Source organism: Noviherbaspirillum sp., from assembly GCF_036846085.1.
GTDB lineage: Bacteria > Pseudomonadota > Gammaproteobacteria > Burkholderiales > Burkholderiaceae_D > Noviherbaspirillum.
This window is the reverse complement of record NZ_DAIUCO010000062.1, coordinates 1-21796: the sequence shown is the minus strand read 5'-3', so window position 1 is coordinate 21796 and position 21796 is coordinate 1. Positions and strand designations below refer to the sequence as shown.

At 58.2% G+C, this 21796-nt stretch carries 26 protein-coding genes and 1 pseudogene; 12 read left to right on the top strand and 15 right to left on the bottom strand.

Going from position 1 to position 21796, the window contains the following annotated elements:
• The first annotated feature begins 119 nt into the window (after positions 1 to 119).
• Complete coding sequence (gene speD / locus V7080_RS09615) at positions 120 to 506, top strand: adenosylmethionine decarboxylase (protein ID WP_334188174.1); 387 nt, start codon at positions 120 to 122, stop codon at positions 504 to 506.
• 256 nt (positions 507 to 762) lie between these two features.
• Positions 763 to 1089, top strand: coding sequence for a BON domain-containing protein (locus tag V7080_RS09610; RefSeq protein ID WP_334188173.1), 327 nt, complete (start codon positions 763 to 765; stop codon positions 1087 to 1089).
• 48 nt (positions 1090 to 1137) lie between these two features.
• Here V7080_RS09610 and coaD read toward each other — a convergent pair whose 3' ends face one another.
• Complete coding sequence (gene coaD / locus V7080_RS09605; RefSeq protein WP_334188172.1) at positions 1138 to 2292, bottom strand: pantetheine-phosphate adenylyltransferase; 1155 nt, start codon at positions 2290 to 2292, stop codon at positions 1138 to 1140.
• Positions 2293 to 2823: 531 nt separating this feature from the next.
• Between coaD and V7080_RS09600 the strand changes: the two genes are divergently transcribed.
• From V7080_RS09600 to V7080_RS09585, 4 genes are read left to right on the top strand one after another with little or no spacing between them, the layout of a single operon-like run.
• Complete coding sequence (locus V7080_RS09600; protein WP_334188171.1) at positions 2824 to 3597, top strand: ABC transporter ATP-binding protein; 774 nt, start codon at positions 2824 to 2826, stop codon at positions 3595 to 3597.
• Positions 3594 to 4598 (top strand): ABC transporter substrate-binding protein, encoded by a 1005-nt coding sequence (locus tag V7080_RS09595; RefSeq protein ID WP_334188170.1) that lies wholly within the window; start codon positions 3594 to 3596, stop codon positions 4596 to 4598. The genes V7080_RS09600 and V7080_RS09595 overlap by 4 nt, the downstream gene beginning before the upstream one ends.
• A gap of 21 nt (positions 4599 to 4619) precedes the next feature.
• Entirely contained in the window at positions 4620 to 5393 is a 774-nt protein-coding gene (locus tag V7080_RS09590; protein WP_334188169.1) for an ABC transporter permease, read from the top strand.
• On the top strand, positions 5393 to 6214 hold the full coding sequence (locus tag V7080_RS09585) for a transporter substrate-binding domain-containing protein (protein WP_334188168.1): 822 nt from the start codon (positions 5393 to 5395) through the stop codon (positions 6212 to 6214). The genes V7080_RS09590 and V7080_RS09585 overlap by 1 nt, the downstream gene beginning before the upstream one ends.
• Positions 6215 to 6385: 171 nt before the next feature.
• Here V7080_RS09585 and V7080_RS09580 read toward each other — a convergent pair whose 3' ends face one another.
• From V7080_RS09580 to V7080_RS09520, 14 genes and pseudogenes are all read right to left on the bottom strand, one after another.
• On the bottom strand, positions 6386 to 7015 hold the full coding sequence (locus tag V7080_RS09580) for a PEP-CTERM sorting domain-containing protein (RefSeq protein ID WP_334188167.1): 630 nt from the start codon (positions 7013 to 7015) through the stop codon (positions 6386 to 6388).
• A gap of 492 nt (positions 7016 to 7507) precedes the next feature.
• Positions 7508 to 8164 (bottom strand): glutaredoxin family protein, encoded by a 657-nt coding sequence (locus tag V7080_RS09575; protein WP_334188166.1) that lies wholly within the window; start codon positions 8162 to 8164, stop codon positions 7508 to 7510.
• A 246-nt stretch (positions 8165 to 8410) separates the two neighbouring features.
• Positions 8411 to 8878: a TonB family protein gene (locus V7080_RS25390; RefSeq protein WP_442947209.1), complete on the bottom strand. Its 468-nt coding sequence runs from the start codon at positions 8876 to 8878 to the stop codon at positions 8411 to 8413.
• 19 nt (positions 8879 to 8897) lie between these two features.
• Positions 8898 to 9401, bottom strand: a complete 504-nt coding sequence (locus V7080_RS09570; protein ID WP_334188165.1) for a hypothetical protein — start codon at positions 9399 to 9401, stop codon at positions 8898 to 8900.
• A gap of 21 nt (positions 9402 to 9422) precedes the next feature.
• Positions 9423 to 10544, bottom strand: coding sequence for a hypothetical protein (locus V7080_RS09565; RefSeq protein ID WP_334188164.1), 1122 nt, complete (start codon positions 10542 to 10544; stop codon positions 9423 to 9425).
• 66 nt (positions 10545 to 10610) lie between these two features.
• Positions 10611 to 11009: a hypothetical protein gene (locus tag V7080_RS09560; protein WP_334188163.1), complete on the bottom strand. Its 399-nt coding sequence runs from the start codon at positions 11007 to 11009 to the stop codon at positions 10611 to 10613.
• A gap of 54 nt (positions 11010 to 11063) precedes the next feature.
• Complete coding sequence (locus tag V7080_RS09555) at positions 11064 to 11381, bottom strand: hypothetical protein (protein ID WP_334188162.1); 318 nt, start codon at positions 11379 to 11381, stop codon at positions 11064 to 11066.
• A 78-nt stretch (positions 11382 to 11459) separates the two neighbouring features.
• Positions 11460 to 11978 carry a tetratricopeptide repeat protein gene (locus V7080_RS09550; protein WP_334188161.1) on the bottom strand — a complete coding sequence of 173 codons (519 nt, stop codon included), beginning with the start codon at positions 11976 to 11978 and terminating at the stop codon, positions 11460 to 11462.
• 67 nt (positions 11979 to 12045) lie between these two features.
• Positions 12046 to 12396 (bottom strand): DUF2185 domain-containing protein, encoded by a 351-nt coding sequence (locus tag V7080_RS09545; RefSeq protein ID WP_334188160.1) that lies wholly within the window; start codon positions 12394 to 12396, stop codon positions 12046 to 12048.
• A gap of 67 nt (positions 12397 to 12463) precedes the next feature.
• The gene (locus tag V7080_RS09540; RefSeq protein WP_334188159.1) at positions 12464 to 13078 is read right to left on the bottom strand and encodes a LysE family translocator; all 615 of its coding nucleotides are present in this window, start codon (positions 13076 to 13078) and stop codon (positions 12464 to 12466) included.
• A gap of 443 nt (positions 13079 to 13521) precedes the next feature.
• Positions 13522 to 14337 (bottom strand): annotated as a pseudogene (locus tag V7080_RS09535) (NYN domain-containing protein); the annotation flags it as partial.
• 77 nt (positions 14338 to 14414) lie between these two features.
• Positions 14415 to 16511 carry a 2Fe-2S iron-sulfur cluster-binding protein gene (locus V7080_RS09530; protein ID WP_334188158.1) on the bottom strand — a complete coding sequence of 699 codons (2097 nt, stop codon included), beginning with the start codon at positions 16509 to 16511 and terminating at the stop codon, positions 14415 to 14417.
• Between the two features lie 32 nt (positions 16512 to 16543).
• Positions 16544 to 17185 (bottom strand): glutathione S-transferase family protein, encoded by a 642-nt coding sequence (locus tag V7080_RS09525; protein ID WP_334188157.1) that lies wholly within the window; start codon positions 17183 to 17185, stop codon positions 16544 to 16546.
• Positions 17186 to 17228: 43 nt separating this feature from the next.
• The gene (locus V7080_RS09520; RefSeq protein WP_334188156.1) at positions 17229 to 17459 is read right to left on the bottom strand and encodes an NAD(P)H-binding protein; all 231 of its coding nucleotides are present in this window, start codon (positions 17457 to 17459) and stop codon (positions 17229 to 17231) included.
• Between the two features lie 178 nt (positions 17460 to 17637).
• Here V7080_RS09520 and V7080_RS09515 point away from each other — a divergent pair, with 178 nt between their 5' ends.
• From V7080_RS09515 to V7080_RS09490, 6 genes are all read left to right on the top strand, one after another.
• On the top strand, positions 17638 to 18066 hold the full coding sequence (locus V7080_RS09515; RefSeq protein ID WP_334188155.1) for a winged helix-turn-helix transcriptional regulator: 429 nt from the start codon (positions 17638 to 17640) through the stop codon (positions 18064 to 18066).
• 141 nt (positions 18067 to 18207) lie between these two features.
• Positions 18208 to 18606 carry a hypothetical protein gene (locus tag V7080_RS09510; RefSeq protein ID WP_334188154.1) on the top strand — a complete coding sequence of 133 codons (399 nt, stop codon included), beginning with the start codon at positions 18208 to 18210 and terminating at the stop codon, positions 18604 to 18606.
• A 63-nt stretch (positions 18607 to 18669) separates the two neighbouring features.
• Entirely contained in the window at positions 18670 to 19098 is a 429-nt protein-coding gene (locus tag V7080_RS09505; protein ID WP_334188153.1) for a hypothetical protein, read from the top strand.
• A 148-nt stretch (positions 19099 to 19246) separates the two neighbouring features.
• On the top strand, positions 19247 to 19639 hold the full coding sequence (locus V7080_RS09500) for a VOC family protein (protein ID WP_334188152.1): 393 nt from the start codon (positions 19247 to 19249) through the stop codon (positions 19637 to 19639).
• A gap of 15 nt (positions 19640 to 19654) precedes the next feature.
• Positions 19655 to 20179: a class IV adenylate cyclase gene (gene cyaB / locus V7080_RS09495; protein WP_334188151.1), complete on the top strand. Its 525-nt coding sequence runs from the start codon at positions 19655 to 19657 to the stop codon at positions 20177 to 20179.
• Positions 20180 to 20276: 97 nt separating this feature from the next.
• Positions 20277 to 21686 (top strand): amidase, encoded by a 1410-nt coding sequence (locus tag V7080_RS09490; protein WP_334188150.1) that lies wholly within the window; start codon positions 20277 to 20279, stop codon positions 21684 to 21686.
• The last annotated feature ends 110 nt before the right edge of the window (positions 21687 to 21796 follow it).

The window sequence follows — 21796 nt, the reverse complement described above, 5'->3', positions numbered from 1 at the left end:
GTGATGAGCTGGAGCAAATTATTGTTGCCGGGGCAGGGCGGCTATGGCGGCGGTGGCGGCAGCACCTGGAGTTCCAATTCCGGATCAACGGGCGGGTCGTGGGGCGGCGGGTGGCATAAATGAATCCCGAGCAGCATCAATCGTCCGGCATCCACCTGATTGCCGACCTGCACGGCATCGCGCCGGATCAGCTGACCGATCCGGCGGCGCTGGAAAACCTGCTCAGGCGAAGCGCCGTTGCCGCCGGCGCGTCCATCATCTACAGCCACTTTCATACCTTCGGCACCGGGCAGGGCGTCACCGGCGTGGTTCTGCTGGCGGAATCTCATATCTCCATTCACACCTGGCCGGAATGCGGCTTCGCCGCGGCGGATATCTTCATGTGCGGTGGCGCGCAGCCGGAAAGGGCGCTGGAGATGATCGTGTCGGCGCTGCGCCCGGCATCGAGCGGAATTCGCACCATCGAGCGCGGTGACGGCGGGAAAGACAGGCGACCTGTCGGGTAATCCGGTTCGTCCACCCGGTTCGGGGCGTCGACGCAACAGGAATGCGGCCAAGTACGACCGATCTGATTTGGAACAGATTGGAATATCGATACTTGACATACTGTTTATGAATTACCCGCCGGCGCTGCGGCAACCGGATGACCATGACTTCGTGATATTACGTATTGCCAATATCACCAATAAACGCCACTCTTGCATCGCAGCAGTTCGCACTGCCCGGAAAGCGCTTACCCACTTTTACTGACGGAGATATCAAATGAAGAACATCAAATTACTTTCGTTGCTCCTGGCCGCCGTGTTTGCCGCAGGTTGCGCGGGAACAGCCAGCCAGTCCGGTTCGCAATCGGCAGGCACCCAGAAAGCAGCCGCGTCGGGCGATGCGGAAATCTCGAGCAAGGTGAAGGCGGCACTCGCGGCCGATCCGGAACTGAGCGGCGCCAAGATCGATGCCACCACCACCGACGGTGTCGTGCGGCTCAAAGGGGAAATCAAGAGCATGGCATTGCGTAAAAAGGTCGAGTCCATCGTGCGCGGCGTCTCAGGCGTGAAATCCATCGACAACCAGCTCATCATTACCGGCTGATACCGGCTACCCTTCCGCGTCGGGGCATCGCACCACGCCGGTGCCCCGTCAAAGCTGTCCGCCCAGGGCGGCGATTTCCCTTCCCATGTTGGCCATTGCCCGGTCGTTATATTGCCCGGCGAAGTAGGCGTCGCAGTAAAGCATTCCCACCTGTGCCTTGGCATGCAAATGTGCCAGCGCCGTGCAGCGATGCGCGCGGTACACCTCCGTCGGTACATGACCGTATTCCATGCGGATTCCTTGCGCATACGCATCGTAAACTTCGTCGTCCTGCCCGAGGATCGCCAGGTCGGCGCCCAGCATCACCTGTTTGAGTGGATGGGTGATCGATGATTCCTGGAAATGATCGGTCGCGCGTATCAGGTCGGCCACGCATTGCGCATCGCCCGACCGCATGCCCAGTCCACTGTCCAGCCACATTCCGGCGCTGGCTTCCTCGTTGCTTGCCCGCGCCGGCTCGTGCTCGTACACCGCGTCGTGGAACCAGAACGCCTTCTTGAGCGCGGCAAGCGCCTCGGGCGACGCGCCCGAATCGGCGGCCCAGACCTGCAACTCGGTCAGGCCATGCACCAGATGCTCGATGTTGTGATAGCGGCGCGTGCCGGCCCCATAGCAGCTATCGCCGGTCAGCACATCGAACCACGCGGACGGCGCGGCATGCGCACCGCCACTCGCCGGCGCGTCGGGCCACAGCGCATTCCATTCGTCACGGAGCCAGCCGGAAATCCATGCTTCATACGCCGGCTTCGGCACGAATTTCTTCATGTGCCAGTGCCATCCCACCGGTCCCTCCAGGGCCTTGACGAAACTCGAGCTGACCGAACCCAGGTCCCGCGGCGGCATCACGAAAATGGTCTTGGCGCCGCTAAGTACATCGACGTTCGTTTGCTGGATCAGGTTTTCGTAGTCGAAATCGGCATTGTTGCGGATGCCGCGGATCAGGTAATCGATGCCATGCTTTTTCGCCGCGCGCGCGGTGTAGTCGCCGTTGACGATCACGACCTGCACGTGCTGCCAGCCCCGCTCCGCCACGCTGCGTTCGATGATCTTCTTGCGCATGTCGGCAGGGAAACGCGGTTTCTTGAGCGGATTCTCTGACAGGAATACGATCACCTCATCGGCGATCGCCAGCGCTTCGCCGATGACCCACATGTGCCCATTGGTGATCGGATCGAGCGTTCCAGAAAAAGCGATCTTCTTCATGTTTCTCCCGGCGTGGCGAATAACGATGGTGCAATCCTTGCGCCTGCAGTGCAAGCTCCTGCAAGGAGCCGGCGCTTTTGATCGTAACACGCACCTGCAAGGGGGTTGCCTGCGTTGTGCCGATGCTGTTATCCCACTGATCATTTCACCCTGATACGGCCAAATAGCTACCGCGACCATCGCCGCTAACGAGGTCCAAATTACCTGTGGCGAGCTCGACCTGTCCCAAATACGGAACTGTATCGACGTGATATCCATCGTACTGCGTCAAAGCTATCAAACTGAATATCGGTTCGTTAGTTGAAAAAACGTTAATTTTCGGGTTGCTTATGCGTATAGCGAATAAGCAAAGCAGCTAAATATCGTTGCTATGCACATACGGAATTATTAAAGTGCGAAGGTGCGTTATAGCCAAAAGTAATTAAAGATGCGTTTGGCATTACAATTACCACCGTTTTTCTCACGCCGTTCTATTTAGCTGAATCCCGTTCCCCATTCACCTCCTCGCCCCGTGGCGAAAGGAACATTTGAATGAAGCTGTCGTTTAACCATGTAGCGAAAAGTTTTTCCGGCCTTCACGTCATCGACGATTTCAGCCGCGAGATCGAGGAAGGCCAGCTGGTTGCGCTGGTCGGCCCGTCCGGCTGCGGCAAATCGACATTGCTGCATATCGCCGCCGGCCTGGAAAAGCCCAGTGGCGGCAACATGCTGGCAGGCGGCCGTCCGGTCGAAGGCCCGAACCCGGAACGCATGCTGATGTTCCAGGAAAACGCCCTCTATCCGTGGCTGACACTGGCGCAGAACGTTGCGCTGGCGCTGGAATTCCAGAAGATCGACAAGAAGAAAGCACGCATCCAGGCATTTGAATGGCTGGACAAAGTGGCGCTCAAAGGCTTCGAAGATTACTACCCGCACCAGGTGTCCGGCGGCATGCGCCAGCGCGCCGCGCTGGCCCGCGCCTTCATCACGCGGCCGAAAGTGCTGCTGCTCGATGAGCCGTTCGGCGCGCTGGATGCGCTCACGCGCATGACGCTGCAGGATGTGCTGCGCGACCTGATCCGGGAAGCCGGCCCGACCGTGCTGCTGGTTACCCATGACGTCGACGAGGCGCTGTTCCTGGCTGATCGCATCCTGGTGTTCAGCCAGCGTCCGGCCACCGTGCTGAAGGAATTCACCCTGTCGCACCACGACAAAACCCACGATCTCTCCGAGTTCGCGGCAATGCGCCGTGAAATCTTATGCCTGCTCGGTATCCACGCCGAGCAGGACGAACTTGCTAAATCACTGGAAGGAGTCGAAGTATGAAAACCTCTCGATTGCTGGCTTCGGCGCTGACCGTCTTCGCCGCCACATTATTTACCGCGCAGGCCTATGCCGCCGAAAAATTCAAGGTGGGTTATCTGCGCGTGATGGACGATGCGCAGGCGATCGTCGCCTACGAAGCAGGCCTGTACAAGAAGCAGGGCCTCGATGTCGAGCTGGTCGAATTCAAGTCCGGCACCGACCTGATCAAGGCCATCGTCGGCGGCCAGCTCGACTCCGGCGTGCTCGGCTTCACCAATGCGGTGGCCTGGGCATCCAAGGGCGCGGACCTGAAGGTGGTAAGCGGCGCGCAGCACGGCTACCACGCGATGCTGGTGCGCGAAGACACCGGCATCAAGAACATCGCCGGCCTCAAGGGCAAGACACTCGCATCGCAGGCCGAAGGCAGCACTGCCGACACCGTCCTCAAGGGCGTCGTGTTCCGTGATGCCGGACTGAAGCCCGACGATGTGAATGTCATGGGCGTCAGCCCGCAGGTCGCGGTCCAGTCGCTGGTCGGCAAGCGCGTCGACGCCGCCTTCCTCTTCGAGCCGCAGGCCAGCATTGCGCAACTGATCGCTCCCGTGAAGCAGATCTACGAGATCGGCGAAGTCTGGCCATTCCCGTGCATGGTCGTCATCACCTCCGGCGACATAATCAAGAAGCGCAAGGATGCATTGTGGAAATCGCTCGATGCGCAGAAGGAAGCAATCGACCTCCTGCAGAAGAAGCCTGAAGAGGCGTCCAAGCTGATCGCCGGCTACTTCATTTCCGAGCCGACGCTCAAGACGCTGAACAAGGGCGACCTGCCGCGCGAAACCGTCATCACCGGTGCGATCAAGAGCCAGACCTTCAGCCCGCTTGTGACGCCGAAGGAAGAAGCGCGCATGCAGGAAATCGCCGACATTCTCCAGGCGCAGGGCTCGCTCAAGACACGCGACGGCAAGCCGTTCGAAGTCAAGAGCATCCTCGACCTGAGCTGGCAGAAGGAACGCAAGCTGTAATTATTTAATGTGGCATCCATTATGAGCACCAGAACGGCCCTCACCGGCAACAACAAAAAACTCGCCTTCGCGCTGGCAGTGGTTTTCATCCTGTTAGGCTGGCAGGTCGCGGCATGGTCACTGCCCGACTTCCTGATGCCGGACGTGCCGACCGTGATCGTCCGCCTGTGGCAGGAAGTGCAGACGGAAAATTTCCGCGCCGCACTCTGGGGCAGCCTCGGTCGCCTCGGTGCCGGCTACGGCTCGGCAATGCTGTTCGGCATTGCGTTCGGCCTGATCGGCGCGGTGCTGTTCTTCTTCCGTGAAGTCCTCAAGTCGGCCATCATCATCCTGCAATCGATCCCGTCGATCGCCTGGGTGCCGCTGTTCCTGATCCTGATGGGATTCGGCAGCCTGCCGATCATCGTGGTCGTGGCTGTCGCGGCCTTCTTCCCCGCCGCGCTGTCGGTCATGAACGCCACCGAAAACGTGCAGCATGTGCATGTGTCGGCGGCGCGCGTCATGGGCGCGTCGCGCTGGGACATGCTGCGCCGGGTCTACCTGCCGGCAGTCATGCCCGAGCTGATCACCGGCGCCCAGCTTGCATTCGGCAATGCATGGCGGGCGCTCATCTCCTGCGAGATGCTGATCGGTTTCGGAAAGGGCCTGGGCCGCAGCCTCAGCTACGCCGGCGAAACCGCCGACATGGTCGGCGTGATGACCAGCATCCTCGCCATCGCCATCCTCGCGCCGCTGATCGACCAGCTCCTGCTGGAAAACCTCAAGCACCGGGTGCTGCGCTACCAGTACGTGTGATGCATACCGTGTCGACACATGCGTCCCGCATTGCCGCAGCTGTCCTTGCGGCACTGTTCGGAAGCGCGTGCACGGCCGCCACCGCGGACAGCGCGCTGGACCGCGCCAGGCAGCGCGGCAAGCTGGTCGCCGCTGTCGACCATGTCGTGCCCGAGTACAAGGCCGGCACCAAGTTCCGCACCCCCGAAGCCATCGACACCGCGCTGGCGGACGACGCCGCCAAACGCCTCAACCTGCCGCTCACTACCGTCCGCGCCGACCCGAATGCCGCAACGCCATTCACGCCAGCGGGAAAGGCCGACATCGCGCTGGCCATCGTCACCGATGCCAACCCACTGCGCAACGCCATCGCCGTGCCGACCGGTTACCGCGCCGGCCCGATGGCCATCATGCGCACCGACACCACCATCAAAACCTGGGAACACCTGAAGGACCGCAAGGTCTGCGTCGCCGAAGGCGGGCGCTACGTCGGCACCATCGCATCGAAATACGGCGCCATCGAGCAGGTCTACAAATCACCCACCGACGCCTTGCTGAACCTGCGCATCGGCACCTGCGATGCGGCGGTCCATGACGATGTATTGCTGGAAGAAATGCTGAAGCTGCCGGAATGGAAGAAGTTCTCCGCCCGCCTGCCGACTGGTCCGCGTCATACGCTGGTCTTCGCCGTGCCAGCCGGCGACACACGCACCGAAACGTTCCTCAGGCAGGTCACTGCGGAATGGCGCAGCAGCCGATATTTAAATCAACACATCACCAAGGCGGCACGCAGCATTGCGTTTGAGATTTATCTGGATCAGGATGTGCCGGATTGTCATTGAGTGCATTGGATCACGCATCGACAATCAAGGCATGATTATTCAATCTTAAGCGTTCGTTCTGAACGGTATGGGCGAGACTTGACCAAGTCAGTGCGTAACATCACCGACAAAAAAGAAGCGGAGCTTATGCCCCGCTTCTTTTTGTGCTTCTTCTTCAAAATAATGCGCTTGTCAGGCTTTCTTTTTACACCGCGATAAAGCAAAGCCAGCAAGGCCCAATCCCAAAAGGGCGATGGTACCGGGCTCCGGAACTCGCGCAGTTCCGATCTGAATCGAGATGGACTCGTTGGTCAGAGCATCCGAAACGGTATAAATACCAGGCGTCAGACCAAGGCTCGCGAATGTGCCAGCTGCGGTCCACGACACATTGGGTGTCCATAAATTCCCAACCAGATCGGAAGTGGATATGCCGATGCCGGGCGTACGCACTCCGCCTGAAAGGTAGTAAGTCGTAAATTGGGTCGTGCCGCTCGATGACCAGTTGAAGTTGCTATTAGTGAACATGGTACCGATCCATGGGCTGAGGTCGGTACCAGCATGGAAGCCAAACGCTGCATTCACACCGCCCATGGAAGTGTCGCCCATGATGTCCGACTGCGGCGGGGTGTTTGTTTCAACGCCAGTCCCACCCCAGCCAGATACCGAAACGCTTACCAAATTGGCCGTGTTCAGGACGCCGAAAGACTGCATTACTACATCGCTGCCAGATTCGAAAAAGGAAAATACAATGCTTGCATGCGCCTGTCCTATGGTGGCGCCGAGAATTGCAATGCTCGCGAGCAACTTTTTGATTTTGATCATTCGGTAATCCTTGGTATGAAGTGAATTGCGTTGTACGACAGCAAATGTTGTGCCAAGGATATAACAGCATGATTTTCAAAGAGATTAAATAGGTTCGACGATCGGAATGTAAAGAAATCCGACAGATAGCCGGCTTTGCACTAACACGTCGTTTGATGACATGAAGCGTCAGTAGCACATCCAAGCTGGATTGCCGATTGCCTGCCAACCGAACTCAACGAAGAGAAGAAGGTCGGACAAGATGGAAAGATTAGCCGAGAGCCCACCCGGTGTTGTTAGCTAATCTTGAAGTTTGGCTGACGCCGCAGGTAGCCCGCTGAGATGACCTGGAGGACGAGGCTGCTCACGCATAAAAGCTTGAATGGCAACGGCGCCTTCTTTGAATGTTATCGACACGGCAGCGAAAAACGGCCCTTCCCGACACCTCACAGCCAGTATTCCGTCGCAGTGATACGCTTGTCCTGATTCAACATTCGTTCAACCGCCCGCTCGTCATCGCCTCGGGCCGGCTTTCGCCAATTCGTTGACCGCCGACTTGATGTCGCCTTCCTTATACCCTGAAAAACGCCGGTAGCCGACATAGGTCAACGGATAGCCGGTTCCCTTCAGCGCGCTGTACATCAGCTGATTCGAGCTCGACTCTTCCACGTCGATCTCTTCATAGGCAATGCCGTTATCCGCAAAATACTCGCGCTGCTGCTTGCAGTAGCCGCACCAGCTGGTCGCATACATCACCACCTTGGCGCGTCCACCGTCGTCGAAGTGATTGTCCATGGCCATGCTCTCCATCCGCGTCAGCATATCCTTGCCAAAGGTTTCCGCCAGCGTGGCCGTGATCTGCATAATGTCGGCTCCCACGATCTCCCGCTTGCCGATCAGCGTCGTGGGAAACTGGCTGACGCCGTACTTGTTCTTGACCGGCGCACCATCGTCCCCAGCCACGCTGATTTCCTCGAAATTGGCACCGCGGCTTTTCAAAACTGCACGGATGGCTTCGCAATGCTCGGCACAGCCGGGACCGTTGAACAGCACCACCATCGGCCTGCCGTCCTTGTCGAAGGCTCCCTTGGCGGAGGTGAAGGAATAGCCATTCTGGTGAAGCTTGTAGCCGGTGAAGACCAGTAACGCCAGGAGTATGAATTTTTTCATGATGGATTTGCTCTCGTCACCTCTAACGAGGTTGTGCGAAAAAGCGCAACATTATCAGTCCAGGCATTTTCATGGTCTTTGGAATAAAAATGCTTCGTAACGTGCTTTATCTTAAACGGGATTTGTGCGCGGTCTCACGTCGAGCTTACTAATGCGAAGCGACGGTGTTCCGCGCCGCGTTAGAGCCAATCATCGACTACCTCCATACAAGCTAGAAAACCCTCCAAGAAATCACAGCCGGAACGGTCAGCGTCCGGGATGAGCGGCCCCAGGTGGCTCGCCCCCAGACTTGCGCTCGCTCGATGATTGAGGCTCGTGGTCGCTATTACTGCTGTTTGTGACAGCTGGCTCCAATTGCCACACTATTTGTAGTATCCCCGTCCTTGCGCTGAAGCCAGGAGTTTCAGCATAAACACATCCGGAAATCGCTTTGACGGCCGCTTTGTCCAGCGCCTGGTGCGCCCGGCTAGCGCCACTTGCCTTCGATACGGTGACGTCAGTAACCGCACCTGACGGTAGAACCGTTAGAGAAACATGCGTGGCACCTTCCGCTTCGTCCTTCCGTGCGATGATCGGATAGGTAAGCGCAAGGCAACCATTGATTGGAGAACCTATCGGGCGAGATGGCGGACTCGGAGAAATGTCTTGCGCCAGGGTTAAGGCGCATACGCCGAGAGCAGCAATGACGAGGAACTGATGTCGGAAGTTGAGCATAAGGGGTAAGGAAGGGCACTTAAAGTTTGGGATGACCCACGGCGTAGCTGTCGGAATCGATTGAAATGTGAGAGCCGCCCAACTTGCGCCAGACCGCATAGAAAACAAGAGCCCCGATCAGACCATGCAGACCGAAATATGCAATGTTTTCGAGGTACGCAAGCCAAGCGTAATCGGTTGGTGTTCCATCAACATACATTTTTACATATCGACCGTGCCAGGTCCCGCCCGCCGAATAACCCTCCATCCGCCGAGGCCATGAAAACACCGCAACTGGCAGAGCAGCAAGCAAAAATCCGAGAATGCCCAATGACACCCAACTATCCCGTTGATATTTATGAAGCAAAACAAACGCCGGAATTCCCAAAAATAATACAGCGGCCGCGCCTACTGCCATAACCATCAATAAAACAAAACCCAGACCATTTAAAGACTCAGATGCTGCAAAAGCCGGTGCAATGCGAGCCATGAACACTACTGGCTGGACAAGTACTGCGGAGATCGAAGCAATCCAGATACGCATAATGTGCGTCTTTATGTAAATCTAACGGAGACTCAACAACTGCCGCAAAGCGGTAGCTTGTTGTTGCTGGGCCCGGTCCATCGACGAGGTAGCGCATGCTGCAGCGGTTGATGGATTTTCCGACTCTTCGAGAGCCGGCTCAAATTCTGCAGAACTGGTTTTTTCGAGTAGAGAAGACACATAGTCTCCAAGACTACCGCCTAAATATAGTCGGGCTGCCTCGGCACCACCATCTTGCCATTTTGCTTCAATCACAAACTGTTTGAAGCTAGCCCAGTCTTTGGAGAACGTTTCCACTAGTATTCTGGCAAGGTCGTATGAAAGCATGTTGCCGTCATCTGTCCTTGAGAAGGACTTGCCGAACCAGAATTCCTGCACTTTTTCAGCATCCCAAAATGCCAAGTGCTTTGCCCGCATCTCCTGTGGCGAATAGAGGCTGGCAGGTTTGCCGGTCAGTCGATGTTCGGTATTGACAGCCAATCCTTCATTCAACCAAAGGGGAATAGGTAAATGGGAAAGGCATGCATGGGTCATTTCATGCGCAATGACTGGTTCCACGGTTCGCAAGTCCGATTGCACTGTTACGAAGTGAGAGCACCCTGCAGAGATAAACATACCGCCGCTGAACGCAAACTCTCCGTCCTCAGGATAGTAATAGGACACATAGTCGTAGTATTGATCCTCATTCTCGAAAACAATAAGAATGTCCTTTCCCCACGGAGAAACATCAGCAATACCATCCAACACCTTAATAACCCGCTTCAAGGTCCGACCCATAAACTCAATTGTGGCGTTCGCAACATTCTTTTCAAGGGGTGATAACAGGATTGCAGTATCGGAGTGAATCAAGTGATAGCGATTTCCGAGAGCAGCTTGAAGATGAGTTAGCCAGGCATGCTCAGCCATTGTCCAGGCCTTTGCCTGCACATCTTCAGTATCAAGGTTTTCTATCCATGCGTGAACGGCATCCCAGTCAACCAATGGAAGATTCAGATGAAACTTCACGTGATCTGCAAACGGAAAGCACTGGTCCTTCTCGGGCAAGCGCAATTCAGACGGAAGTACCTGAGCCTCGGAATTCAGTGCAAATTCTTCTGTGCCCTTACGGTCGCCACCGAAAATAGAACGAAGTATCTTGAGCATAGTTGGGCAGCTAAAGTTTGAGATGGTCGGCAGCGCAGATGTCACTGTCGATTGATTGTCCAGGGCTCATGCGCGTCCCTCCGATACATCATGAACATCTGGCCTACCAATGAGCATCGCCTTAACCGCATCGTAGACGCGTTCTACGTCTTCTTGTCGGGTGTCTTTTCCAAATACTCGCCCCATGAATCCACCCTCAGCGAAAGCAAAGACGCGCCAGGAACTCGCTTGGTCGTCGGTACTCGCACAGACAACGTAGAGCGCGTGCGGTTTCGAATCAACTGGAATACACCACCCAAAGTCTTCAGCGAACGCCTCCCCGGCGGCAAGTCCACTTGCACAAAGTTCGTAAGAAAGCCATTCAGCGAGCGACTTTCCAAAAATCCCCGGGTTGGTGGCCTCGTCCTCGCCGGGAGCAGTGGTGAACCCATCGGAATTAAACTCGAGCAGCGGACTTTGTTTCATCAGCGGTAACGTTTCGGATAGCCAGCGGCCTTGCCGCCCGTGTTCATTGTCATGTCAGGTTTTTCTCGCTCCGTCATCCCGGACGACCCGTCCCGCCCGAAAGCGACGCATAAGAACAAAAGCGACAAGTAGAACCGGCGCTACCGCTGCAATAGACTTGCCAGCGTAGTAGGCCATTCGTTCCGTCACATGGGGCAATGACCACTGATAAGCAAGCAATCCAATGATGGTGGCGATTAACAGCCAAAAGAAGACCGCAGCCCCGTTTAGCAGGGGACGCTTGATTACCTTGTTGACGGCCCATGCCACGCTAAGCAGCAATACCAGCGTGGCTGAACAAAGGACAAAAATTCCGATAAGACCTGGGTCCATGTGAAGATGCCTAACGATGAAGATATCCAGCTGGAGAGCTGTCGGTGTTCATCTGCATGTTAGGTACGCTGTTGGGCTTCACTTCGTCTTTTGTGATGCGAGGAACCTTATGTTGTATAAGGCATCTTGGTTTCCCGCATTCGCCGCTTTCACGCACCATTCCATAGCCTTGTCCAAGTCCTTTTTAACGCCTCGTCCTTTCGCGTACATAAAACACAGGCTGGTTTGGGCTTTGTCATCGTCCTGCAAGGCGGCAGAAGTCCACCATTTAACGGCTTCAACGTCATCCCTCAATCCAGATGTGTCATTTGCCAGGAGGTCGCCTAAATTGTTTTGTGCGCGAGAATGACCTTGCTCAGCAGCCTTCCGCCACCATGCAATTGCCTTTTGTTTGTCTTGTGAGACTCCCTCGCCCTGTACATACATGATGCCAAGCGTACTCTGTGCATCTGCATCTCCTTTTTCGGCAAGGGCCTTGAACATCTCGTGCGCTTTTGCAAAGTTCCCTGCGTTATAGGACGCTTGGGCAATTTCATAATCATCGGCCCAAGACATGCCTGCAGTAAGGAAGAGAATAATTAATAAAAGTGAACGCATGTACTCTCTAAAAGTGACTAACGTGAAAAATAAACCGCGCCTAAGGTATTTGCGCTCATCGGCATGCTCATTCCTCTGGCGGCGCCCAATCAGGTACAGCAATGAAGTCTTTTGATTCCATTGGTTTCTCGTACACGCTGCCTACTGGAGAATCCAGAAAACTGATAATCGTGGGGTCGTAATTGGCAATGGTATTGACTTCGTAAATCGAATGATTTCTGGAGTCATCCATATATATTTCGTCCTCATAACCAGACATAAAGCGCCAGCCGCTGTCCATATTGTTGACTGGCTCTTCGCGGTACATAAAACCAACTGGGAATCCCTCGACTGTAATCTTGTCGCTCGCAATACATCCCCCGTATCCCGTGATCAGCGGCTTTATTTGCTCGCTACTGAGCTTGAACTTCTTTGGCATGGTTTGCCTCTTAACGTTTAAATTTAGCGGCTGCTGGAGGCAGTCCGATGGAATGAAGGGTTAGGCGTCACTTTTCCGTGAGCGCGAGCTTCGCCCCAAGCCCCGCGAAGGCTGTGGCAAAACCGTAGCGCAGCCAGCTTTGCACGGGAGCGGAATCAACGACCAGCCTGCGGAAAGCGTGCGCGACGAAGCCGTATCCAACAAAAACAGCAAAGGTCATGGCCATGAAGACCGCGCTTAAAAGAAGCAAGTGCAAGAGTGGCTGGTCGATACCGGGTTCAACGAACTGGGGCAAAAATGCCAAAAAGAAGATGGTCAGCTTCGGGTTCAGGATGTTGAGCAAGAAGGCCTTGACAACCAAGCTAGTTGCGGAGGTCTTGGACATGGTCCCGTCCACCGCGAACCCGGACTTATCACGCCAGGTTGCATATGCTACGTAAAACAGATAAGCGACGCCCACGTACTTGAGTATTTGAAAGGCCAAAGCGCTAGTGTGCATTACAGCGGCTAGGCCAAGCACGGTGGCCATTAGATGGGGAATAACTCCGGCAGTGCATCCGAGAGCTGCATAAATGCTGGCCTTGCGGCCTTGAACAATGCCTGTAGAAACGGTGTAAATGACACCAGTGCCGGGGATAAGTACGACCACGAGCGAGGTGATGAGAAATTCAAGGCTGATCATGAGTTCTCCAATTGAGATGATTGCTTACGGTTGAATTGCCTAGTGACACCTAACTGTGATTTGTACGGACATCACTGTGCGGTATGCACGGCAGTAAGCCGCTGAGCACGGCTTTGAAATCCGTTCAACCCGCGCCACTCCTGACTTCAGGGCGATACTGGATATAAATCTAGTAATAAAAATTGTAAAACAAGGCTATTTCTAGATTGTTCCAAGCACTTCTCCTAAAGCTGCAAGGTCAACTCGTATCTTTGTATGCAAGAAACACTGCAACATGCCCTCAAGTCCTAATGTCCTTCGGGCACGAAGTTACCTTTGCATTCATGGTTTGCACCATCCCAAGGACATTTGAGCCCTCCCGCAAACGCATTCTTGCTTAGTCTGTAAAACCCGAAAATTTCCGATTACAGCCGAACGAACCATCAATCCTCCTGCGACGGCAGCCTCACCGTGTACTGGTTCAGCTTGTCGTCATGCGCCATCACCAGCAGGTTGTGCTTTTGCGCGTCCTCGATCAGTTCCTTGAACGAGCGGTAGCCGTAGGCCGATTCGGTGAAGCCGGGGCGGCGGCGCTTCATGGTTTGCTTCACCATCGATACCCACATCTTTTCTTCATCGCCGCGTTCAGCAAGCAGGGCTTCGATGGTTTCGACGACGAGGTCGAAGGCTTCCTGGCGACGGTCGTCGACGGTCGGCTGCTGCGCCGGTGCGGGCTTGGTTGCGCCGTTGGCGGCCTTCTTCACCTGCGGCTTTTTCTCTGCCGGCCTGCGCTTCATTTTTTGCTCGCGCACGAGGTCGTCGTAGAAAATGAATTCGTCGCAGTTGGCGGCCAGCAGGTCGGACGTCGAATCCCGGACGCCGATGCCGATCACGTACTTGTTGTTCTCCCGCAGCTTGGAAACCAGCGGGGAAAAGTCGGAGTCGCCGCTGATGATGACGAAGCAGTCGACGTGGGATTTGGTGTAGCAGAGGTCGAGCGCATCGACCACCATGCGGATGTCGGCCGAGTTCTTGCCGGACTGGCGCAGGTGCGGGATTTCGATCAGCTCGAAGGAGGCTTCATGCATGGGCGCCTTGAAGTCCTTGTAGCGCTCCCAGTCGCAATAGGCTTTCTTGACGACGATGCTGCCCTTGAGCAGCAACCGTTCCAGGACACGGCGGATATCGAAGTGCGCATACTTTGCGTCGCGCACGCCAAGGGCGATGTTCTCGAAGTCGCAGAACAAGGCCATGCTGGTAATTTCAAACTGGGCGGCCATGGGTTGCTCCTGATAGGCAAAGCGGGCATTGTACCAACCCGCTGGTTGCCGCTGGGACCGCAAACCCGGCAGACGTCCTATATGTCAATCACGAGGCCATGCCCGGTTGGGTCCGCTGTCGATGTCGGGCTCTCCGGTGTGGTCACGCACAGCAGCGCATGGTGGGTATCGCACACGATGCCAGGAACAGTCGTATAGGCAACGCTTCCCGAGACCAGTCGTGCCGCACAGCTGCCGCAGGCGCCGCTGCGGCAGCCGGATAGGGGGGCGAGCCCGTGGGTTTCCGCCAGTTCGAGCAGGCTGCCGTCCCCGGGATGCCAGTGAACCGATTTTCCGGACTTCGCGAACACGACCGGTACGCCGGGTTGCGTTTGATCATTCTTATGGACGCCGGCGTGCGTCCGGCGGCGGATGACCGGGTGCGCGCCGCCGAACTGTTCGAGATGTATCTGCGCATCGGGCACCTGCAGCGCGCGCAGATCGTCATGGAGCGATTGCATGAAGGACACCGGCCCGCACAGGTAGAAATCGGCGTCGGCGAACGGCAGCAGCCGCTTCAGCAGATCGATGCCGATGCGTCCGACGCTGTCATGCGTGATGCCGAGCGCATCGCTTTCATCCGGGTGGCTGTAGGTGACATGCAGGCTGAGATTGGCATGCGCCTGCGCTTTCCTGCGCAGCAGGTCGCCGAATGCATGTTCCCTTCCATTGCGTGCGCTATGGATGACGTAGACGGGCTGCGGAAAGCGCGTGCGCATATCGTTGACGAAGAGGGCATTCACCATTGCGATCATCGGTGTGATGCCGACACCCGCCGACAGCAGCACCGCCGGCCGCCGGGCGGCCGCATTGAAGACAAATGTTCCGCGCGGCGCAAGTGCTTCGATGATTGTGCCGCTCTGCGCATGGTCATGCAGCCAGGCGGAGGCCCGGCCATCGCGTTTCACGCTCAGGCGGTAGGTGCGTCCGTTGGATGCGTCCGACAGGGTGTAGGTGCGTTGCAGCGGCGCGGCGTCATCGGTGCCCGGCAGGCGGACCGGCAGGAACTGGCCAGGGAGGTGCGGAAGCACGCCGCCGCCGTCATCCGGTTCGAGGATGAAGGAGCGGATGGTGACACTTTCCTCCTGCACCTGGCGCACGCGGAACCGGCGCCACTCATTGCGCGATGCTTCCGCCGCAAGGGTTTGTGCCGCCTGTTCCCAGGTGCCGGTGCCGTTCAGCATCGGCGAATAGGCGATGCCCGACCAGCGCAGCGGCAGCGAATCCCGCACGCGGATCACCTCGCGCAGATGAAAGCGGACCAGGCGTTCCGCGCCGGCAAACGCGGCGACTTCCGGACCCTCCCAGATGATCTCCGCTTCACAGGCGATGTACAGCAAATCGCCGCCGTCAAAGTCGATGAACAGCAGCCCGGCACGCGGCTCGACCTGGAGGTTGCCGATGGTGTTGAAGAAGTAGTTTCCGAGGAAATCCGGGGTCGTCAATGTGCGCGCATCGTCGATGCGCACGAAGCCGGGCCGCCCGCCCCGGTGCGAAACATCCGCGCCTTTTGCCCTGCCGGCATCGGCGCGCATGTTGGCAGTGGCGATGTAGAAGGTATCGGCGGAGCGGATCAGCGCGCGGTCGGCGTCATCAAGGGCGGCGGAGCGCAGGACGGTGGCCGAGCAGGCAGGGGAGGCAGGATCGGCAATGAACCGGAAATCGCGGCTCTGGATGTATTGCGGGCAATTGCCGAAGCTTTGCTGCACGTGCACCGTCAGTCCATGGTCATCGCTTGCCGTCACCACGCCGTTCATGCGGTTGCGCCGCCGGGTGGGCGGTTCGATGCCGAGGAGGCCGACATGCGAGCCGGTGCGCAGGGCGCCGCTCAGCGGATCGCCCGCCAGCGGCCTGGCGTCGATGCGCAGCTGGGTGGCGTCCGGCGACGCGATGAAGCCCGGCCTGCCGACCAGCATCGATGCCCACGGCTGGCCGTCCTCATCGACAGCGCCGGTCAGCAGGAAAGGCAGTTGCGCAAAGAACGTGCGGTGCTGGTCCGGCATGTAATTGCGAATGCCGGCGCGGGCTCCCTGGTGCAGCTTCGCCCGCACGCCGAGGCGCTCCTGGATGGCGAGTTCGGCCTGGTGAAAGGGCGTGTCGTCCGCGGGGAGCGGTGATGGCAGTTCGGTGGTCATGGCAGGTGCCCGCAAGGTGAAGATTAATAATGTCAGGCCGCCAGCAGGCCGGCCTTCGATTGCTGCATCGGAACGAATCCCGGCAGTGCGGCGACGCGTCCCAGCCATGCGCGCACATTCGCATACGGCTCCAGCGATACCCCGCCCTCCGGCGCATGCGCGATGTAGCTGTAGGCGGCGATGTCGGCAATGGTCGGCCGGTCGCCGATCGCGAAGTGCCGGCCGGCGAGTTCCGCGTCGAGCACCGCCAGCAGATTGGACGCAATCGTCTTGGCGCGGTCATGGTCGAGCGGCGCACGGAACACCGTTACTAGGCGCGCGCTTGCCGGGCCGCTGGCAATCTGCCCGGCAGCGAGAGACAGCCATTGCTGCACCTTCGCCGCGCCGACCGGATCGCGCGGCAGCCAGTTGCCGTCGTCATACTTGGTTGCAAGGTAGACCAGGATGGCGTTCGAGTCATACACCACGGTGTCGCCGTCTTCGAGCACGGGTACCTGTCCGAACGGATTCATGGCGAGGAATGCCGGCTGCTTGTGCGCGCCCTTCAGCAGGTCGACATCGATCATCTCGAACGGCAGGTCGAGCAGGGAAAGAAAAAGCTGGACGCGGTGGGCATGACCTGACAGCGGGTGGCGGTGCAGGCGCAGGGTGGTAGTGGGCTTGGTGCTTGGCATGGCATTCTCCTGAAAGGTTTTTGCGGGTGGTGTGCGGTGCTTGTCAGTAGCCGACGGTGAAGCGTTCACGGATATGCTGCGGTCGTTCGATCTCGTCGCGCAGCGCCACCGCGAGTGGCTTGTGCGCGTCGGCCTGCACCGAATGCAGCCGTTCACTGTCCTCGGTGCTATCCGGGCTGCGGGAAATTGCCGTGACGTGATGGCCGCGCGCCAGGGCTTCCGCCGTGATGCGCTTGCCGGCATTGCCTGTTGCACCCGCGATAGCGATATGCATGTTCTTCCCCTCATTGGTTGAATTGCTTTTGGTGCACAGGCACGTCCGGAAGTATCTGGGCGCTTTCAGATGCTATATTGCGCCTAGGTCTCAAAAAGAGACTAAAGCATACGAGCGTCGAATCAAGCCGTAAAGAAGGCAGTTTTTCGTTGGATAGTTACTTCGGGAGAACCAGGCCATGTCGGTCAATCCGGAAATCATCACCCCCTACGGCAGCAAGGACACACCTTCTGCAACCCATATGTCGCGGGAGCTGTGTCCCGTGCGCACCGTGCTCGACAGGCTCGGCGACAAGTGGAGTTTCCTGCTGCTGCTCAAGCTGGCCACCCGTCCGCGTCGTTTCGGCGAACTGCGCCGCGAAGTGAGCGATATCTCGCAACGCATGCTGACCCAGACGCTGCGCGACCTGCAGCGCGACGGCATCATTTCAAGAACCGTCTTTCCGACCAAGCCGCCCACCGTTGAATATGGACTAACGGCGCTGGGCCAATCCTTCCTCGAGCCGATGCGCAGCCTGGTGACCTGGGCGGAGGCGCATCGGGAGGAGATCAAGGCGGCACGCAGGACGTTCGATCAGGAGGCGGGACAGGACCGCGAATCCGTCTGAGCATGGCAGCAGGCATGCCGGATGAAAACGCAACGCCGGCACATGGCCGTCGCCTGGCACGGCGCTTCTGCTTGTTTATGCGACTGCGGTATCCCTGTGACAGTCAAGCGCAATGGCGCATTGATGGAGCGAATAGAAATTATGTCGTGCACTGAAAACCTGCATCAGGAAGTCGAACACTTCTTCGACGCCTTCGTTCAGGCATTCCAACAGTTCGATGGGCCGCTGATCGCGCAACGCTACGCGGCACCGTATATCGCCTTGAACGGCGATGGTGTGCTCCGGAGTTTCACGACGCAGGCGCGCATCGGCGAGTACTTCCAAACCGTGGTCGACCACTATCACCAGATCGGCTGCCGTTCCTGCCGCTACAAGGACCTGGAGGCCATTCCCCTGGGGCGGAACAGTGCGCTGGCGACAGTCACCTGGGAACTGCTGCATGGCGACGGCAGCAGCATTCATTCATGGCGGGAATCGTACAATCTGACGCGCACAGGCCAGGGGCTGCGCATATTCGCTTCCACCGATCATGTCGGTTAGGCGTTTCATCTGCGCGATTCATAGGGCCGCCGGCACCATCAACATTCACGACTTCTCATCGACATGCACATACGAAAGCATCTAGGTCTTCTCCTGCAGGGCGTCAGTGTATGGGGCGCGTTCTGGCTTGCCGGTCTTCCCGCCTACTACCAGCAGTATTCCAACGTCGCACTCGCCATCGCGTGCATCCTGCTGTCGGTTGCCATATCACTCGCTGCGATTGTTATGCTGCGAAGCTGCAGGGAAGACAAGCGCATGTCACGTGCCTTCTGGCTGTCGTTCTACTATACCGTTCCGTTCGCAGCGCTGGACGCGCTGTACTGCGGCTGGTACCTCGGGCATGGTGCACGGTTCTTGACCATGTATTGGTACCTCACCATTTTCTATATCACGCCGTGGCTGACCTTTATGCCTACCGCAGCGCTGCTCAGCCGTTCAACATGGCAAGCCGCCGTCGCCGCTGGCGGGCGTGCCGATCCAAGGGTTTCCTGATGATGGATTGCTGTTACGGCCAAGAGAAAATGCCAGTGCGTCGATGGCGGTAGAAGCGGCAACGGCCAGGCCTGGTTATGCTTTGGCTTCCCTGCCATACCCACCCATCCGATGATTGCATCGTCCACACAGTTCCCGGGAGAGTTTCATGAAACTTGGCTACACGATCATTTACGTGCCCGACGTGGCACAGTCGCTGGCGTTCTTCGAAGCCGCCTTTGGCTTGCAACGCAAATTCCTGCATGAAAGCGGTACCTATGGCGAGCTCGACACCGGGCAGACGACGCTGTCGTTCGCCGCGCATGCACTAGGCGATATGAATTTCCCCGGCGGCCATGTATGCGCACACAGCTCGGCGCAGCCGCTCGGCTTCGAGCTCGGACTGGTCACCGAAAACGTCCACCAGGCGCATGCAAAGGCAATCGCCGCCGGCGCAAGGGAACTCGCAGCGCCGCAGCAAAAGCCATGGGGACAGGTGGTCTCCTATGTCCGCTGCCCCGACGGCACGCTCGTCGAACTATGCACCCCGGTCGCCGGCTGAGCGGGCGGCAACCAGATGGCAAGAAATATCGAGATCAAGGCGGCCGTCGATGACCTGCGCGCGCTGGCCGGGCACGCGGCGCGCATCGCGTCGCAGGGACCGCAGGAAATCCGGCAGGACGACACGTTCTTCCGATGCGATACCGGCAGGCTGAAGCTGCGGGATTTCGGCGACGGCACAGGACAGCTTATTTTTTACCAGCGGCAAGACAGGCAGGGACCGAAGGAGTCGTTCTATGTGCTGTCCGAAACGGCATCACCGGATTCCCTCCGCGAGACGCTGTCGCTGGCATACGGCCAGGTCGGGCGGGTCAGGAAAAAACGGCTGCTGTATATGGTGGGCAGGACGCGGGTGCACCTGGACGATGTCGAAGGCCTCGGCAACTTCATGGAGCTGGAGGTTGTCCTGCAGGATGGCGACGATATTGATGCAGGGATGCGCGAAGCAGATGCGCTGATGCAACGCCTCGGCATCGACAGGTCCCATCTGATCGAAGGCGCCTACATCGATCTGCTGAATCGACGACAATCATCGATGTAAGGCACATGCGGAAGTTTTTCGCTGCCCATGTTGTCCATGCACTGACCGATCCGAACCGGCGCCTTGCCTTCAACCGCCTTCATCCAGGTGAAAATTTATGACCCAAGACATCTGTTTCATGACCGCCGCCGACATGGCAGCCCAACTCCGCAAGGGCGAGTTATCCGCCCGCGACATCATGCAGGCCCATCTTGCCCGCATCGAGCAGGTCAATCCCGCGCTCAATGCCATCGTCACCCTGCATGCGGAGGAGGCGCTGCAGGCGGCGCTCGCCGCCGATGAAGCGCAGGCGCGCGGCGAAACGCTCGGGCCGCTGCACGGCCTGCCGGTCGCGCACAAGGACCTCATCCTTACCAAGGGCATGCGTACGACCTTCGGATCGAAGGTGCATGAACATTTCATCCCGCCGCGAAGCGCGCTGATGGTGGAACGCCAGCAGCAGGCGGGCGCGATCAGCATCGGCAAGACCAATACGCCGGAATTCGGCGCCGGCTCGCAAACCTTCAACGCGGTCTTCGGCGCCACCCGCAATCCCTATGATCTGACGAAGACCTGCGGCGGTTCCAGCGGCGGCTCGGCGGTCGCGCTGGCGGCAGGCATGGTGCCGCTGGCCGACGGCACCGACATGGGCGGCTCGCTGCGCTGTCCGGCGAACTTCTGCAACGTCGTCGGCCTGCGGCCATCGGTCGGACGCGTGCCCACCGTGCCGGCGCAGAATGCCTGGGGCAACCTGTCGGTGAGCGGACCGATGGCGCGCACCGTCGAGGATGTCGCGCTCTACCTGTCGGTGCTGGCTGGACCGGATGCGCGCGACCCGCTATCGATTGAGGAAGACGGCGCGGTGTTCCGTGCACCGCTGGCGCATGACATGAAGGGCAAGCGCATCGCATGGAGCCGGGACGCGGGCGGCCTGCCGGTGGACCGGCGGGTGACGGAAATCATCGACCGGCAACGCGCGGTATTCGAGCAGCTCGGATGCATCGTCGAAGACGCCACGCCGGATTTTCGGGATGCGCATGACATCTTCATGGCCCTGCGTGCCTACGGCTTCGAGCTGCAGCTCGGGGCGGTCATGGACCAGCATCCCGGCGTGCTCAAGGACACCGTCGTATGGAACATCGAGATGGGACGCAAGCTTACCGCGTCGCAGCTCGCGCGGGCGGAGAAGCTGCGCACCGCGCTGTTCGAACGCATGCACCGCTTCATGCAAACCTACGACTACATCGTGATGCCGGTCAACCAGGTGCCGCCGTTCGATATCGAACAGCCTTATGTGACGGAGATCGACGGCGTGACGATGGACAGCTATATCGACTGGATGCGGTCGTGCTACTACATCACGGTCACGACGCATCCGGCGATCTCGGTGCCTTGCGGATTCACGGAAGACGGGCTGCCGGTGGGCCTACAGATCGTGGGACGGCACCGGGGCGAGCTGGCGTTGCTGCGGATGGCGTATGCGTTTGAGCAGGCGACTGGGGTGGGGCGGAGGAGGCCGGGGCTGTAAGGCCAACGTATCGTGCACCAAAAAAATTAGGCTTGATAGGCGAACCCCGCTCACAAACACCCATTGCACGGTTCCCTCCCCCTTGCAGGGCGCCCGGCTAGGGGGAGGGT

What these genes read in the sequence shown, in the direction of transcription:
- coaD (WP_334188172.1), bottom strand. Translation starts at nt 2,292, where the DNA reads ATGAAGAAGATCGCTTTTTCTGGAACGCTCGATCCGATCACCAATGGG.
- cyaB (WP_334188151.1), top strand. Translation starts at nt 19,655, where the DNA reads ATGGCAAGAAATATCGAGATCAAGGCGGCCGTCGATGACCTGCGCGCG.
- V7080_RS09530 (WP_334188158.1), bottom strand. Translation starts at nt 16,511, where the DNA reads ATGACCACCGAACTGCCATCACCGCTCCCCGCGGACGACACGCCCTTT.
- V7080_RS09575 (WP_334188166.1), bottom strand. Translation starts at nt 8,164, where the DNA reads ATGAAAAAATTCATACTCCTGGCGTTACTGGTCTTCACCGGCTACAAG.
- V7080_RS09510 (WP_334188154.1), top strand. Translation starts at nt 18,208, where the DNA reads ATGTCGTGCACTGAAAACCTGCATCAGGAAGTCGAACACTTCTTCGAC.
- V7080_RS09490 (WP_334188150.1), top strand. Translation starts at nt 20,277, where the DNA reads ATGACCCAAGACATCTGTTTCATGACCGCCGCCGACATGGCAGCCCAA.
- V7080_RS09515 (WP_334188155.1), top strand. Translation starts at nt 17,638, where the DNA reads ATGTCGGTCAATCCGGAAATCATCACCCCCTACGGCAGCAAGGACACA.
- V7080_RS09520 (WP_334188156.1), bottom strand. Translation starts at nt 17,459, where the DNA reads ATGCATATCGCTATCGCGGGTGCAACAGGCAATGCCGGCAAGCGCATC.
- V7080_RS09560 (WP_334188163.1), bottom strand. Translation starts at nt 11,009, where the DNA reads ATGAAACAAAGTCCGCTGCTCGAGTTTAATTCCGATGGGTTCACCACT.
- V7080_RS09590 (WP_334188169.1), top strand. Translation starts at nt 4,620, where the DNA reads ATGAGCACCAGAACGGCCCTCACCGGCAACAACAAAAAACTCGCCTTC.
- V7080_RS09570 (WP_334188165.1), bottom strand. Translation starts at nt 9,401, where the DNA reads ATGCGTATCTGGATTGCTTCGATCTCCGCAGTACTTGTCCAGCCAGTA.
- V7080_RS09565 (WP_334188164.1), bottom strand. Translation starts at nt 10,544, where the DNA reads ATGCTCAAGATACTTCGTTCTATTTTCGGTGGCGACCGTAAGGGCACA.
- V7080_RS25390 (WP_442947209.1), bottom strand. Translation starts at nt 8,878, where the DNA reads ATGCTCAACTTCCGACATCAGTTCCTCGTCATTGCTGCTCTCGGCGTA.
- V7080_RS09555 (WP_334188162.1), bottom strand. Translation starts at nt 11,381, where the DNA reads ATGGACCCAGGTCTTATCGGAATTTTTGTCCTTTGTTCAGCCACGCTG.
- V7080_RS09600 (WP_334188171.1), top strand. Translation starts at nt 2,824, where the DNA reads ATGAAGCTGTCGTTTAACCATGTAGCGAAAAGTTTTTCCGGCCTTCAC.
- V7080_RS09500 (WP_334188152.1), top strand. Translation starts at nt 19,247, where the DNA reads ATGAAACTTGGCTACACGATCATTTACGTGCCCGACGTGGCACAGTCG.
- V7080_RS09550 (WP_334188161.1), bottom strand. Translation starts at nt 11,978, where the DNA reads ATGCGTTCACTTTTATTAATTATTCTCTTCCTTACTGCAGGCATGTCT.
- V7080_RS09585 (WP_334188168.1), top strand. Translation starts at nt 5,393, where the DNA reads ATGCATACCGTGTCGACACATGCGTCCCGCATTGCCGCAGCTGTCCTT.
- speD (WP_334188174.1), top strand. Translation starts at nt 120, where the DNA reads ATGAATCCCGAGCAGCATCAATCGTCCGGCATCCACCTGATTGCCGAC.
- V7080_RS09540 (WP_334188159.1), bottom strand. Translation starts at nt 13,078, where the DNA reads ATGATCAGCCTTGAATTTCTCATCACCTCGCTCGTGGTCGTACTTATC.
- V7080_RS09505 (WP_334188153.1), top strand. Translation starts at nt 18,670, where the DNA reads ATGCACATACGAAAGCATCTAGGTCTTCTCCTGCAGGGCGTCAGTGTA.
- V7080_RS09545 (WP_334188160.1), bottom strand. Translation starts at nt 12,396, where the DNA reads ATGCCAAAGAAGTTCAAGCTCAGTAGCGAGCAAATAAAGCCGCTGATC.
- V7080_RS09610 (WP_334188173.1), top strand. Translation starts at nt 763, where the DNA reads ATGAAGAACATCAAATTACTTTCGTTGCTCCTGGCCGCCGTGTTTGCC.
- V7080_RS09595 (WP_334188170.1), top strand. Translation starts at nt 3,594, where the DNA reads ATGAAAACCTCTCGATTGCTGGCTTCGGCGCTGACCGTCTTCGCCGCC.
- V7080_RS09525 (WP_334188157.1), bottom strand. Translation starts at nt 17,185, where the DNA reads ATGCCAAGCACCAAGCCCACTACCACCCTGCGCCTGCACCGCCACCCG.
- V7080_RS09580 (WP_334188167.1), bottom strand. Translation starts at nt 7,015, where the DNA reads ATGATCAAAATCAAAAAGTTGCTCGCGAGCATTGCAATTCTCGGCGCC.